This window comes from Stenotrophomonas sp. SMYL86 (genome assembly GCF_036320025.1).
Taxonomy (GTDB): domain Bacteria; phylum Pseudomonadota; class Gammaproteobacteria; order Xanthomonadales; family Xanthomonadaceae; genus Stenotrophomonas; species Stenotrophomonas maltophilia_A.
Map to the genome: position 1 here is coordinate 89,361 of NZ_JAWIRU010000006.1, position 13,753 is coordinate 103,113.

The 13,753-nt window shown below is 67.0% G+C and carries 16 protein-coding genes; 4 read left to right on the top strand and 12 right to left on the bottom strand.

The window, feature by feature from the left end; genetic code table 11:
* Nucleotides 1-137: 137 nt before the first annotated feature.
* Nucleotides 138-470: a hypothetical protein gene (locus tag V3B64_RS08865; RefSeq protein ID WP_329913966.1), complete on the bottom strand. Its 333-nt coding sequence runs from the start codon at nt 468-470 to the stop codon at nt 138-140.
* Between the two features lie 151 nt (nt 471-621).
* Between V3B64_RS08865 and V3B64_RS08870 the strand changes: the two genes are divergently transcribed.
* Complete coding sequence (locus V3B64_RS08870) at nt 622-1,569, top strand: nucleoside hydrolase (RefSeq protein ID WP_032127622.1); 948 nt, start codon at nt 622-624, stop codon at nt 1,567-1,569.
* Nucleotides 1,570-1,573: 4 nt separating this feature from the next.
* On the opposite strand, the gene V3B64_RS08875 is transcribed toward V3B64_RS08870, so the two are convergent.
* The 8 genes from V3B64_RS08875 to V3B64_RS08910 form a co-directional block, all read right to left on the bottom strand.
* Nucleotides 1,574-2,833 carry an MFS transporter gene (locus tag V3B64_RS08875; RefSeq protein WP_329913967.1) on the bottom strand — a complete coding sequence of 420 codons (1,260 nt, stop codon included), beginning with the start codon at nt 2,831-2,833 and terminating at the stop codon, nt 1,574-1,576.
* Between the two features lie 78 nt (nt 2,834-2,911).
* On the bottom strand, nt 2,912-3,925 hold the full coding sequence (locus tag V3B64_RS08880) for a hypothetical protein (RefSeq protein ID WP_329914012.1): 1,014 nt from the start codon (nt 3,923-3,925) through the stop codon (nt 2,912-2,914).
* Nucleotides 3,926-4,022: 97 nt separating this feature from the next.
* The gene (locus tag V3B64_RS08885; RefSeq protein ID WP_329913968.1) at nt 4,023-4,433 is read right to left on the bottom strand and encodes a hypothetical protein; all 411 of its coding nucleotides are present in this window, start codon (nt 4,431-4,433) and stop codon (nt 4,023-4,025) included.
* A 27-nt stretch (nt 4,434-4,460) separates the two neighbouring features.
* Nucleotides 4,461-5,597 (bottom strand): metallophosphoesterase, encoded by a 1,137-nt coding sequence (locus V3B64_RS08890; RefSeq protein ID WP_329913969.1) that lies wholly within the window; start codon nt 5,595-5,597, stop codon nt 4,461-4,463.
* Between the two features lie 134 nt (nt 5,598-5,731).
* The gene (locus V3B64_RS08895) at nt 5,732-7,270 is read right to left on the bottom strand and encodes a TerC family protein (protein WP_164079583.1); all 1,539 of its coding nucleotides are present in this window, start codon (nt 7,268-7,270) and stop codon (nt 5,732-5,734) included.
* A gap of 43 nt (nt 7,271-7,313) precedes the next feature.
* Entirely contained in the window at nt 7,314-7,538 is a 225-nt protein-coding gene (locus V3B64_RS08900) for a helix-turn-helix transcriptional regulator (RefSeq protein ID WP_032127628.1), read from the bottom strand.
* On the bottom strand, nt 7,538-8,005 hold the full coding sequence (locus V3B64_RS08905; RefSeq protein ID WP_032127655.1) for a DUF2975 domain-containing protein: 468 nt from the start codon (nt 8,003-8,005) through the stop codon (nt 7,538-7,540). Before V3B64_RS08905 ends, V3B64_RS08900 begins: the two co-directional genes overlap by 1 nt.
* 182 nt (nt 8,006-8,187) lie before the next feature.
* Nucleotides 8,188-8,769 (bottom strand): hypothetical protein, encoded by a 582-nt coding sequence (locus V3B64_RS08910; protein WP_049398870.1) that lies wholly within the window; start codon nt 8,767-8,769, stop codon nt 8,188-8,190.
* Nucleotides 8,770-8,898: 129 nt separating this feature from the next.
* Between V3B64_RS08910 and V3B64_RS08915 the strand changes: the two genes are divergently transcribed.
* Entirely contained in the window at nt 8,899-9,210 is a 312-nt protein-coding gene (locus tag V3B64_RS08915; RefSeq protein ID WP_329913970.1) for a metalloregulator ArsR/SmtB family transcription factor, read from the top strand.
* A gap of 24 nt (nt 9,211-9,234) precedes the next feature.
* Nucleotides 9,235-10,629 carry a DUF2867 domain-containing protein gene (locus tag V3B64_RS08920; RefSeq protein ID WP_329913971.1) on the top strand — a complete coding sequence of 465 codons (1,395 nt, stop codon included), beginning with the start codon at nt 9,235-9,237 and terminating at the stop codon, nt 10,627-10,629.
* A gap of 36 nt (nt 10,630-10,665) precedes the next feature.
* Here the strand turns inward: V3B64_RS08920 and V3B64_RS08925 are convergent, their stop codons facing one another.
* Nucleotides 10,666-11,589 carry an alpha/beta hydrolase gene (locus V3B64_RS08925; protein WP_329913972.1) on the bottom strand — a complete coding sequence of 308 codons (924 nt, stop codon included), beginning with the start codon at nt 11,587-11,589 and terminating at the stop codon, nt 10,666-10,668.
* Between the two features lie 173 nt (nt 11,590-11,762).
* Between V3B64_RS08925 and V3B64_RS08930 the strand changes: the two genes are divergently transcribed.
* Complete coding sequence (locus V3B64_RS08930; RefSeq protein ID WP_049443813.1) at nt 11,763-12,737, top strand: LysR family transcriptional regulator; 975 nt, start codon at nt 11,763-11,765, stop codon at nt 12,735-12,737.
* A gap of 3 nt (nt 12,738-12,740) precedes the next feature.
* Here V3B64_RS08930 and V3B64_RS08935 read toward each other — a convergent pair whose 3' ends face one another.
* Together V3B64_RS08935 and V3B64_RS08940 are read right to left on the bottom strand one after the other, a co-directional pair.
* Nucleotides 12,741-13,241, bottom strand: coding sequence for a GNAT family N-acetyltransferase (locus V3B64_RS08935; RefSeq protein ID WP_032127656.1), 501 nt, complete (start codon nt 13,239-13,241; stop codon nt 12,741-12,743).
* Nucleotides 13,242-13,255: 14 nt separating this feature from the next.
* On the bottom strand, nt 13,256-13,693 hold the full coding sequence (locus V3B64_RS08940; RefSeq protein WP_329913973.1) for a hypothetical protein: 438 nt from the start codon (nt 13,691-13,693) through the stop codon (nt 13,256-13,258).
* Nucleotides 13,694-13,753 lie beyond the last annotated feature (60 nt).

Consider the following 13,753-nt stretch of genomic DNA (forward strand, 5'->3'; position numbering starts at 1 on the left):
TGCCGGCCAGCGGCCGGCACTACCGGCCGCAGCCAACCGCTGTTCTGTAGAGTCGAGCCATGCTCGACTGCCTTTCGATCAGGCACCGAGGCGTTGGAGCGAAGTGCAGTCGAGCATGGCTCGACTCTACAGAGACCTCAATCGCTGCAGCTGCCACCACCACCGTCACTGCTGCCGCCGTCGCTTCCACAGTCGGAGCTGCTGTAGCTGTGATGACTGTGGCTGTCCCCGGAATAGCCGCCGGAGAAATCGGCGGGCCCACCGCCACTGCCATCGCTCCGCGCGGGTGAGCCATCGGCCGTGGCCACCGCCATGCACAGGATCGCGCCGACCAGCGGCAGCAGCCAGACCAGCAGCAGCTGCACCGCCCGCCCCCCGGCCGACAGGCCATCGCGCCTGACGATCACCACGGTAGCCAACACGTTCAGGCCCAGCACCAGCAGGACCAGCAGAAGGGTAACGATCAGCATTCGGCGACTCCATGCCTGGACTGGGGGCATTATGGCCTGCCACCCCGGCAATGGCCCTGCCTGTCATGAAGATGGGACAATGTAGGGCGCGCCGGTCTGCCTCCGGGCCGCCGGCGCCCCCCGCACCACACGGAAGAAGAAGAACAACAACATGCTGAAAGTCATTTTCGATACCGACCCGGGCGTCGACGACGCCCTGGCCCTGCTGTACCTGCACAAGCACGCCCAGATCGACCTGATCGGCGTCACCACCACCTTCGGCAATGCCTCGGTGGAGTCGACCACGCACAATGCGCTGTACCTGAAGCAGGCCTGGGGCTTTGCCGCTCCGGTCGCGCGCGGTGCCGGCGGCCCGCTGCAGCCGGAAGCCACCCCGGAAGCCTGGCCGGTGCACATCCATGGCCACAACGGCCTGGGCAACCACCCGGTGCCGGCCAGCCTGGACGTGGCCGCCGATGCGCGCCCGGCCCACCAGCTGATCATCGACCTGGTCCGCGCACATCCGGGCGAAGTGACCCTGGTCGCGGTCGGTCGCATGACCAACCTGGCCCTGGCCCTGCAGCAGGCCCCGGACATCGCCGGCCTGGTGCGCGGCGTGGTGATCATGGGTGGCGCTTTCCACGTCAACGGCAACATCACTCCGGCCGCCGAGGCCAATATCTGGGGCGACGCCGAAGCCGCCGACGTGGTGTTCACCGCCAGCTGGCCGGTTACTGCGATCGGTCTGGACGTGACCACCCGCGTGGAAATGGACCGTGACGGCCTGGACACGCTGGCTGCCATCGGCGGTGCCGACGCCGAGCTGGTGCGTGCGCTGTCGCAGGACTACGTGGACTTCTACCTGCAGGCCGGCCACAAGGGCATGGTCGTGCACGACTGCTGCGCGTGCATCGCGCTGACCCGCCCGGAGCTGTTCCAGTTCGAGCGCGCCAGCGTGCGCGTGGCCACCGACGGTGTCGCCCGCGGCATGACCATTCCCAAGCCGGAAGGCCTGGCGTTCGGTCCCAGCGTGTGGGATGGCCACGTGGTGCAGTCGATTGCCATCGGCGTGGATGCGGCCGCGGTACTGGCCGACATCGAGCAGACCCTGAAGGTCTGACCCGCTAGCGCCTGGCCCTGCCCGGGACCGTCTCGGGCAGGGTCCACAGCACCGGCAGCACCAGCACCGCCACCAGCGCGATCATCGCGCCCGGCGCCGCTGCCCAGCCGCTGCGCTCCACCCACCATTGCGCCAGCCATGGCGTTGCCCCGCCGAAGAAGGCGGTGGCCATGGTCACCCCCAGTGCCAACCCGCTGACCCGGCCCTCGCCCGGGAACTGCTCGGCCGTAGCCGGGGCCGCCACCGCGCTCACTCCACCGGCTACACAGGCCAGCAGCACCGCCGCCAGCGCGATGCCCAGCGCCGTCGCCTGTGCCATCCACGCGAACAGGGACAGCGGCAGCAGCGCCGCCAGCAGAGTCAGGCCCAACAGCATCGGCCGTCGCCCGACGCGGTCGGACAAGGCGCCACACAACGGCGTGATCGCAATGACCGCCACTGCCGCAATCGTCGACAGCCACAGTGCATCACCTTCGTCATGACCCTGCGCATGCAGGAATGCCGGCACATAGGTGATGCCGACGTAATAAGTGATCGATCCCAGCGCCGAAATCGCAAACGTGCGCGCTACCGCCAGCGGGTGGTTACGCAATACGTGGCGAAGCGGCGTAGCCGGAATACTGCCCTCGCGACGCTGGCGTTCGAACTCCGGCGATTCGTGCATGCCCGAGCGCGCGACCAGGATCACCAGTGCCAGCGCGGCACCGAAGAAGAACGGAATGCGCCAGCCCCAGCTGTCCAGCTGCGCGGTGGGCAGCAGCGCAACCGTAAGCGCGGAGATCGCCACTGCCAGCAGCGCCCCCACTTCACTGGCCGCCGAAGCGAGCGAGGTCACCAGCCCGCGTCGCCGCACCGGCGCGCTTTCCAGCAGGTACGCCACCACGCCGGTGTATTCGCCGCCTACCGAGAACGCCATCACGCAGCGCAGCACCAGCAGCAGCACTCCCGCCGTGGCACCTGCGGTGGCCGCAGTCGGCAGCAGCGCAGTAGCCAGCATCGCTACCGCCATCAAGGCCATCGACGCCAGCAGCATCCAGCGCCGGCCCAGCCGGTCACCCAGGTGGCCGAAGCACAGCGCACCCAGTGGACGCATCAGATAGGACACCGCGAACCCGGCCAGGGTCACCAGCATCGCCTCCTTGCCACCACCGAAGAACACCCGCGACAGCACCGTGGCGAAGTACAGGTACAAGGTGAAGTCGTACCACTCCACCACCGTGGACAGGCCGGCCACCCACATCGAGCGCTGCCGCTCGGCAGTCATTGCGTGTTCGCCTTCAACAGCCTCGATCCCGGTTGCGCAGGTTCGGGGCAGGATGTCATGGCCGGGGTGAAATACCGGTCATCGGCTGTCCGTCGCCTGCATGTACTGGGTTTCATGGCCGGTGAATCGCTCACCGTCAAAGCCGAAGCAGAAGCGTCCTTCCTCGAACACGCGGTAGACCAGCAACGCACCATCAAGGCAGAACTGTTGCTGGTCCACACCCGTTTCCAGGGTCCCGTAGCCGGTGGCGTCTCCGCCCTTCCCCGCCGGGCCGGTGAAGGCATCGATCGGCAATGGCGTGGCGCGTCCGGTGCGGGTGTCGACCAGCACCAGCGTGCGCTGGAAGTACTCGGGACGATCATCGACCTGTACCAGCAGATAGTGCTGGTTGAAATTGGGCTTCTGATGCTGGAGAGCTTCTTCAATGGCGGCCCGGTGCCGCGCATCGCAGAAGTCGACCGGGCTGTAGCTGTAGCTGCAACCGTCGTGGTCGTAGGGCAGGTTCATGCCGGAATAGCTGACGCTGCCCTTGCTCCCCGCATCGTCCCCCGGTTCGGGCGTGCTGCACAGCAGCCACGAACGCTGCGCATCCTCCGGGTCGGCCAACAGCTTCGGCTCACGGCCCGCTTCGTAAGCCGCGCCACCCGGGAAGTCCTGCCCCAGGTGCTGGCGGGCGATTGAACGCGCCTTCTCCAACGGCAAGGCAATCCTGGCCCCACGGAACGAGACGAAGGTCATCGTCGGCAGGATCACCTCTTCCACCGGCAATCCTTTCCATTGCCCACCCGTGCAGAACGTGGCGATCTCATTCTCTTCGTCCACCTTGCAGGGCTTCGGCGCATTCGCGGCCAGCCAGGGATGGGCCGGACGATCGGTCTGAACGTCGATGTACCAGCCGTCCAGCGCGCAGCTCGGCAGCGCATCGAGCAGCGGAGAGAGGTCTTCTGCCATGGCCGGGGCGGCAAGCGGTGTGCCCGCTGCGGGTGCTCCGGTCGGCGCATCCGTTGTGCGCTGGCATGCCGCCAGCGCGAGCAGACCAACCAGCAGCGCGACGTGGCGCGGACGCCGGATTGAATGATGCGCTCCCTGCATTGCGTGTTTCCTGGTTTCAGAACCCAGTGCAGATGATCGCCGATCCGGGGCCGGCTGGGACGCTGGGTGCTGCGCGACCTCCACGCATGGCGTGGAGCTACCCGGTGTGCTGGCTTGCCGCCCTGTAAGCGGCGTAGGCATCGAGGATCTTCTGCATCCGGGCCTGCTGTTTCGCGCCCATCGGCACCCGCTGCACGCGCTTCAGCAGCGTCTTCCACATGTATCCGGAACGGAAGAAGTACGGGCGCACCTCAAGGAAGGTCAGCACGACATCCACCGTGTTCGGATCCTGCTCAGCCAGTTTCTTCAGCGCGTTGGCGTAGCCACCCGGGAAAGCAAGCTGTTCATAGCGCTGGTTGTATTCCGCGCAGGCTGCTGTGTGCCGCTGCATTTCTTCCGGGCCACGCCAGCGCGCGCCAGCGGCTTCGCGGATGGCTTGGCGCAGCCGATTGATCTCGTCCGCATTGGCGCGGATCAGTCGTTCCATGGGTGCGCGGGGATGGGACATGGTTCCTTCCCTGTGGTTTGTCAGGGGTCACGGGGCGCGGCGCAGGGTGATCAGGGTGATCTCCGAAGGAACGCCGATGCGTGCCGGGAAACCGGCCCACAGGCCAGCACCATTGCTCACGTACAGTGTCATGCCATCCACCTCGTAACGCCCGGACACATAACCGCCATTGGCGCGCTTCACCAGCTGGTCCATGCCAATGATCTGGCCGCCATGTGTATGCCCGGACAGCTGCAGCTTCACCCCACGCGCGGCAGCCTCGCGTGCGTTGCGCGGGCGATGGTCGAGCAGGATCACCGGCGCGCCCGGATCGGCGCCAGCCAGCGCGGCCTCCAGGTCCGGCAGCGGCAGACCGTAGCGTGCGGCCACCGGATCGGTGACGCCGGCAATGGTCAGCGCCGCATCGCCGCGCCGCACCTGCAGGTAGCTGTTCTCCAGCACCTGCATGTGCAGTGCGCGGAACGCCTGCATCCACTCTTGGTACTGCGCGTAGTACTCGTGATTGCCGGTGATGGCAATGACGCCATCCGGCGCCTGCAGGTCGGCCAACGGACGCGCGTCGTCGCGACGGGCCTCGACACTGCCGTCGATCAGATCGCCAGTGATCACGATCAGGTCCGGCGTCAGTGCGTTGCTCTCGTCCACCACCCTGCGCACCCAGTCGCCAGTCAGCAGGCGGCTGGCATGGATGTCGGTCAGCTGCAGCACGCGATAGCCGTCGAACCCGGCCGGCAACCCGGCGATGCTCACCTCGATCTGCCTGGGCTTGGGCACCGCCATTCCCTGGCTGACGCCATAGGCGCTGACCAGCAGCGCCAGCACACCCGCCGCCGGGCGCAGCTTCGGCGCGCGCAACGCCGATACAGCACGTGGCCTGCGCAGGATGCGCGACACCAACAGGCCCGCGTCCAGCACCAGCAGGAACAGCGCCAGCAGCAGTACGGCAGTCGAACCCGTGGCCAACAAGGCGATGGCCAGCTTCGGGATTTCCGGCGAGGCCATCGTGCCCCAGAACATGGCGACGATGCGCAGCTGCACGGCAACGCTCACCAGCAGCAGCGACAGCACGACCTTCATCCAGATGGGCATGCGCAGTGGCCAGAACAGGCGCCAGGCCACATACAGGCCCATCAACAAACCGATCGTACTCAGCACTGCAACCATCCTGGAAAGAAAGCGGGCCCGCCATGGTGACGGTTGCCGGCAGTGTTGTGTAGAGCCGGGCCCGTACCCGGCTGCTCAGGAAGCAGTCGAGCATGGCTCGACTCTACAGAGGGCCAGTCGAGCATGGCTCGACTCTACGAAAGCCCGATGCGTTCCACCCGCAGGCGGGCGATGCGACGCTTCTCCATTGCCAGTACGGTGATGCGTACATCCGCAATCTCCACCGTGTCACCGATGTCCGGCAGGCGACCCAACTGCTCCAGTACCAGTCCGGAGATGGTCATGTAGTCGGCACTGCGCGGCAGCGACACGCCGGCCAGGCGCTGCAGGTCGTCCAGGGTCAGCGCACCGTCGGCCTCCCACTGGTTCTCGCCCTTCGCCTCCACGCCATAGCGCTCGTCCTGGGTGTCGACCAGGTCACCGGCAATGGCCGCCAGCAGATCGTTGGCGGTCACCAGGCCTTCCACACTGCCGTACTCGTCCACCGCCACCGCCAACGGCACCGGGTGCTGGCGGATCAGTTCCAGCGCCTGCAGTGCGCTGGCGCTGGACAGCACGTACTGCGGCTCGCGCAGGTTGCCCTCCAGTTGCAGCGGCCTGCCCTGCAGCAGGTCGGCCAGAAGGTCGCGGCTCTGCACCACGCCGCGCAGGCTGTCCAGGTCGCCATCACCCACCAGCAGGCGGGTGTGCGGCGATGCCACCAGGCGTGCCACCACATCCTCCTGCCCACGTGCCAGGTCGATCCACTGCACGTCGGCACGCACGGTCATCACGCTCGACACCGGGCGATCAGCCAGGCCCAGCACGCTGCGGATCATCTCGTGCTCGGCCGGCTGCAACCGCTCTTCGGCATCGACGTGTTCGTCAGCGTTTTCGTCGTCGTGGCCATTGGCCGGGCGCGCGCCCAGCATGCGCAGCACGGCGTCGGCGGTACGCTGGCGGAACGGTTGGCGACGCTCGTTGCGCTCGCGATTGAAGCGCACCCACTGGTTGAAGGCTTCAACCAGGATCGAGAAGGCGATCGCCGCGTACAGATAACCCTTCGGGATCTTGTAGCCCAGGCCTTCGGCCACCAGGCTGAAACCGATCATCAACAGGAAGCCCAGGCACAGCACGACCACCGTAGGATGCTTGTTGACGAAGCGGGTCAGCGGCTTGCTGGCCACCAGCATCAGCACCATCGCGATGGTCACCGCGGCATACATCACGCCCAGGTTGTCGACCATGCCGACCGCGGTGATCACCGAGTCCAGCGAGAACACCGCGTCGAGCACCACGATCTGTGCCACCACCATCGCGAAGCTGGCGTAGACCTTCTTGCCATCCTCGTGATGCTCGCGGCCCTCCAGCCGCTCGTGCAGTTCCATCGTGCCCTTGAACAGCAGGAACAGACCACCGCCCAGCAGGATCAGGTCACGCCCGGAGAAGCTGTGGTCGAACAGCGTGAGCAGCGGCTCGGTCAACTTCATGATCCAGGCCAGCGCCGCCAGCAGCACCAGCCGCATCAGCAGGGCCAGCGCCAGGCCGATCACCCGCGCGCGGTCGCGCTGGTGCGGCGGCAGTTTGTCGGCCAGGATCGCGATGAACACCAGGTTGTCGATGCCGAGAACGATCTCCAGCACGACCAGGGTTGCAAGGCCCATCCATATCGAGGGGTCAGCCAACCATTCCATTTCAGGTCCGTTTCGTCAGTAGGTAAGGGAAAAGGGGAAACACTCAGTCAGCCTCCTGCGCCTGCGCCGGGTCATGCCCGAGCAGGTCACCGGGCGTGCACTGCAGCTCACGGCAGATCGCATCAAGTGTGGAAAAGCGGATGGCGCGCGCCTTGCCGGTTTTCAGGATCGACAGGTTGGCCAGGGTGATGTCGATGCGCCCGGCCAGCTCGGACAGGGTCATGCCCCGTTCCTGCAGCATGCGGTCCAGGGTGATGACAATCGCCATCAGATGACACCGTCGAGGTCATCGCGCATTGCCGCACCCACGGCAAATACGCGTGCCAGCACGAACAGCATCAGCACCGCGACCAGACCGGTGATCGACATGCCGCCGCCCACCTCCATCCAGGTGAAGTCCGGGCCCATCCAGGCGGCGTAGGCGCCGATCAGGATCGACAGCACCTCCATCGACAGCATCAGCCAGGCCATGCGCTGCAGGCGCTGTGCATTGGCGTGGGTGAACGGCCGCTCGCGCGCCGCCGACTTCAACAGCCGCAGCAGGTGGCGCAGGAACATCAGGCACAGCACCAGCAGCGCGACGATCGCGCCCAGGCCCAGGCAGAAATGCAGGAACAGGTCGCTGCCATGCACGGCAGCGGCATCAGCGTCGTGGATGCTGTCGAGCAGCCAGCTGCGGTCGTGGGCGACCAGCGGCACGGCCAGCAGTGCGGCCAGGATGCCCAGCCAGCACATCGCCCGCACCGCCTGTACGGCGGCCTGGGCCAGGGTGAACAAGCCTCGCGCGGGTCTGGCGCGGGCGGGACGAGCGGTCAAGCGGCCTCCGGCATTGGGGTGGCCTCGCCGCCCCGGGTGAATTTATCGATAAACGATATACCACTTGCCGCGTGAAAGGCTGAATCGCGAGCGTGGGCCCTTCAGGGCCCAGGCGCGCCCTGCGCCAGCATCGCTTCGCCCGGGGCCGCCGAGGCCATCGCCTGCACGCCGGCTTCGGCCGCCTGCCGTGTGACCAGGCGGAATCGCACCTGCAGCTTGCCCTGCCCCGGCGTGGCCCAGCCGTACTGGATGGCCACCTGATCGGCCGACAGTGGCCCACGCCCTGGCAGCGACCGCACCTGCAACGGCTTCGGTGCGGCCTGCACCAACCGGGCGAATCCCTTCTGCACGACCGCCGCGTCGGCCTTTTCGGCGTAGACCGTACACGTGCCATCGTCAGCCCAGCTCACCGCATAGCGGCCACTGGCCAGAGGCACCATCCAGGCCACGCCCGATTGCCCCTGCAACAGCGTCGCGGCTTCGGCGGGCTGCAACGGCGACAGCCCATTGGATTCCATCAGCGACTGCAACCGCGCCGGGGCACCGATGTGCTGCATGCAGGCAGTATCGAACAGCTCGCTGAAGGGATCCTGCGCAGGGGCCTTGGCCTTTGCAGTACGCGCAGGTTGCGCCACCGCCAGGGTGGGCAGCAGGGCCAAAGCCAGCCAGAACACAGGACGCATCGGGATTCCACGCTACGGAAAACAGCAGGGAGGATGGCAAAGCCCGGGCGCCACGCGCAACGGGTCATGGCTTGACAGCCGGCGCTGGCGGGAGGAGTATCAGTTAACGAATTAGTTAATTAGCTCGCCATGGACCGTATCTTCGAAGCCCTCGCCTCCACCGCCCGCCGCCAGATCCTGGCCTATCTCAGCGCCGGTGAGCTGAGCGCGGGCGAGCTGGCCGAACGCTTCGACTTCAGCAAGCCGGCGCTGTCCAGCCACCTGCGCATCCTCGAGGAAGCCGGCCTGATCGAACGCGAGAAGCGCGGCCAGTTCGTCTACTTCCGGCAGGTGCCCGACCGCTTGGCCAACACGCTGTTTTCCTGGGCAGCCGAAGTGTGTCCGGTCGGCGGCCCGCTGAAGCGAGAAGCACGCACGCGCCGCAAGTCCCCAGCCCGCTGAACCGCCCCGCCAAGGAGCATGACCATGCCTGGTTCGACCAGCGACCGCCGTTCGTTTCCAGGGGTGCAGCTTCCGGGGCAAGAGGGCGGAAGCCCGACCGAAGTCACCTTGATCGCGCAGCTCGGCATCGGTGCCGGTGATGCGCTGGTGACCGACGCCAGCCAGCGCCAGCGCCACCACCCGGCCTTCATCGATGCGCTGGACGAGCCTTCGGCGCGACTGGGCGGCATGCATCTGCAGCAGGGCGACGCCTCCTCGCTGTACAGCTTCACCGTCGGTGCCGTTGGTCACCCGTTTCATCGCCATGCAGGCCCGCGCACGTTCACCGCCATCGCCGGAAGCGCGGGCGCCGAGCTGCGCTTCGCCACCGCCTCCGACGCGCAGCTGGCGCGCGATCCCGCTGCCTTCGCACGCACGCTGCGGCGCATCCGCATTCCACCGGACTGCCTGTTCACCGTGCGCTTCGGCGGCGGCACGTGGCACCAGTTCGCATCGAACCATCGCACACATCCGGCGCTGTTCGCGTTGTCCTGCCACAGCAATGAGCTGGCCGGGGCGATGGATGAGCAGGCCCGTGCACAGGTTCAACGCAATGCGGCCGATATCCCCAGCCTGACCGAGGTACTGCCCGATGCCCACTGGCCATCGGCCACTGCACTCTCGGCAGCGCCACTGCTGCAGCTGTCGCTGCAGGCCGCCCCCCCCAGCCTGAGTGCTCAGCTGTGCGCGCGTACCCGTGCCCTGCTCGGTCCGCTGCGCCGGATTCCACTGCGGCCGCTGCGCGGGTTCGTCGAACGCGCCACACCGGCCTACCCGGTCCAGTCGCAGGCACCACACAGCGACGGGCTGCTGGCCACTGCGCTGCCGCACAGCCACTACCAGGACCAGACCACGCTGTGCCTGGACAGCGCGCAGGTCGCGCATCACACCGCGTCGGTACTGCTGGCCGATGTACTGGAAGGCTTCCTGCGCAATCCGCCCACCGGCGTGGGCCACCTGATGGCACTGCGTAACCGCCTCGTGGCGCCGTTGCGGCTGCGTACGTCGCCGCTCGGCTGCCCGGTATCGTCACTGCTGTCGACCGACCGCAGCCGGTTGTTCGCCGGTCGCTACCCGGTGCTGGACGCGCACATCGATGACGGGGACACCTGCGCCGAAGTGCTGCTCGGTGCCGATGATCGCCACCTGCGCTTCCGCAGCAGCGTGCGGGTGCAGCGCTGTGCCGATGGCCACGTCGAGATCAGCCTCGGCTCGCGCGTGCAGACCCGCAATGCGTTCGGCCGCCTGTACATGGCGCTGATCGATGCCGCGCACCGGCACTACGTCGCGCCGGCACTGCTGCGCCGCGCGGTCGAACATGCGCTGGCGCCGGAACTGGCCGATCTCGATGACTGGGCGGAGTACTCCGCGTACAGATGATGCCGGCCCGTGGCCGGCACCACCTGCCACATCAGCTCACAGGTGCTGCTTGAAGAAGGGAACGACCGCTGACAGGGCCTCGCGCACCGGCTCCGGCTTGTCATACAGGTCGTAATGCGACCAGCCTTCGACCACCTTCAACTGCTTGTGCTTCGACGCCGCACGGCCATGGATCTCCAGGCCATCGCGGTAGGCACCAAAGCCACCCGGCTTGTCACCGATCACCACCAGCAACGGTTGGGTCAGCAGGACTTCGGCCAGGTGGAAGGCATCCCAGCCCACCGCTGCACCGCGATGCGAGAACAGCGCACTGACCACGCCGTTGGGCTGCGGCTCGCGCGTGCGGTAATAGTCCGTGGCCTCCAGCACATCGATATCCGTGATGCCGGCGGCGCGCCCCTGTTCCACCGAAGGCGGCAGGAACAGGTCCACACGGGCCTCGCCGCCGCGCATCTCGGCGGTGCGCTGGGCAGCGATGGCCTCCAGCGTGCCGATCGGATCGAAACCGCCAAAGCCCTCACGACTGAGCCGGCCGAAGTTGACACCGGTGATGCTGGTGACCGCCTTGATGCGGCGCTCGGTCATGGTGGCGTTGATCGCGTAGCCACCACCGCCACAGATGCCCAGTACGCCGATGCGTTCGGCATCCACGTACGGCAGGGTGACCAGATGGTCGACCACGCGGCGTACATCCTCCACGCGCTGGGTCGGGTCTTCGACCCGACGCGGCTCGCCACCGCTGGCGCCCTGGAAGCTGGCGTCATAGGCGATCACCACGTAGCCCTCGCGAGCCAGGGCCTCACCGTAGATGTTGCCGGCGGTCTGCTCCTTGCAGCTGCCGATCGGATGCATGCTGATGATCGCGGGATAGATCTGGTTACGGTCGAAGTCCGGCGGGAAATGCAGGTCGGCGGCGATGGGCCAGGCCATGTCCGGATTCTGGATGTTGATGGTTTCCATGCTGCGGCTCCTCGGTAGCGGCGGGAGGCGACGGGTGTCGCCGTTGCAAGCACGATAGACCCGGGATTGGGGCCGAAAAAGCGGCCAATCACAACCATAGTAGTAAGCTGCAATTACCAAAGAGCGACAGCCTGTGCCGCCATCTTCTCCCGCCGTCCTGCCGACCGAGCCCCATGAGCGCCCCCAGCCCGATCAACCCGGCCCTGCTGCCCCAGCTGGCCTGGTTTGCCCACATCGCCCACCACCGCAGCTTCACCAAAGCGGCCGTTGAAATGGGGGTCTCGCGCCCGGCGTTGTCGCAGAGCCTGAAGACCCTGGAGAAACAGCTGGGGGTACGCCTGTTGCACCGGACCACCCGTGACATGTCGCTCACCGAGGAAGGCCAGCGCCTGTTCGACGCACTGCGGCCATCGCTGAGCACCATCGAAACCGCAGTACGCGACCTGCGCGCCAGCCATGACGCTCCGTCCGGCCTGCTGCGCATCAACACCGCGCGCCTGACTGCCAAGACGCTGATCGAACCGCATCTACCGGAGTTCTTCGCGCGCTACCCCGAGCTGCGCATCGAGCTGGTGATGGACGACGGCCTGTCCAGCATCGTTGCCGACGGCTGTGACGCCGGCATCCGCCTTGGCGAGCGGTTGGCCGAAGGCATGATCGCCGTGCCGGTCACGCCGATGCTGGAAATGGTGGTGGTCGCCTCGCCGGCCTACCTGGCCCGCCATGGCACGCCCACCACGCCCGCCGAACTGGCCGCCCACGAGTGCCTGGGCTACCGGCAGACCGGCAGCGGCGGGGTCTATGCCTGGGAATTCAGCACGCCGGGCCAGCCCGGTCATGACTTTGAAGTGGAACCGCGCGGACGCTATGTCACCAACGACGATGAGGGCATGATCCGCGCCGCGCTGCAGGGATTGGGCGTGATGCAGCATATCGATCTGTCACTGCAGCCGATGCTGGCCGATGGGCGCCTGGTCCGCCTGATGCCGGCGTGGTCGGCACCGTTCCCCGGCTTCTACCTGTACGTGCCTTCGCGCGAGCAGATGCCACCGCGCGTGCGCGCCCTGATGGAATTCCTGATCGAGAAGCGCGAAGGCGTCGCCAAGGCGCTCGGCCGCACGGTACAGGCCCCGGCCACGGGCAGCTAGGCGTCAGCGCGGGTAGCGATACACCAGATCATCGGCATCACTGCGCACGGCGTGATCGTCCAGCACGCCGCCCAGCCGCTGTGCAACGGCCTGCGACGCCAGGTTGTCCGATGCCATGTAGCTGACCAGGGTCGGCAGCTGCGCCACCACGAAGGCCCAGTCGCGCAGCGCGCCGGCCGCTTCGGTAGCGAAGCCCTTCCCTTCATGGCCGTCATACAGCAGCCAGCCCAGTTCCTTTTCCGGGAACAGCGGGCCATGATTGATCCCGACCTGGCCGATGCAGGCTCCCGTATCGGCACGCTCGATCATCAACGCGCCATGGCCGAACAGATGCCAGCTGGCGAGGTCATGGCAGAACTGCCCCCACGCCGCCACCTCACCGAACGGCCCGCCCATGCCCCGCGCACGCGGCGAGGCCAGGAACGCGGCATAGACGCCGAAGTCATCCAGCTGCTGTGGACGCAGCCGCAGGCGCACGGTGTGCAGGGTTGGAATCTCAAGCACGACGGCGCACAGGATCAGTACACGGCCAGGTGGCCACAACCGCGGCGCTGCGGCTGCCCTTCTATCGTCACCTGCACGCTGGCCAGGGTGTCCACACCTTCGGCAGTGCGACACGACTCACGCTTGATCTCGACGATGGCGGGCTGCTGGCCAAGCTCGCCGTTGAGCACGATCAGCGAGCTCGGTGCATCGGCCGGCTGCCCCGGATAGCGCAGCGTGCCCTTGTGGGTACGGCCGTCAGCGCTGAGGCTGGCATCGTGGTTGCCCTGGCCGGTGGAGGCGATCTCAATGCTCCAACCCGCACCGCCGCCGGTGAAAGCCGGCACCGGGCTCAGGTCGGCGGCAACCGAGGGGTGGCGTGGCGCATCCGCAGCGGTCTGCGACGAAGTGGAGGTACAGCCGGCCAGCATCCCGGCCAGCAGCGCTGCAGCAACGACGGGGCGAACGGTCATGATGCGCTCCTGCCAAATGGTCGAAGGTCCAGTCTAGGCAGCCATGCGTGCGCCAGCGAT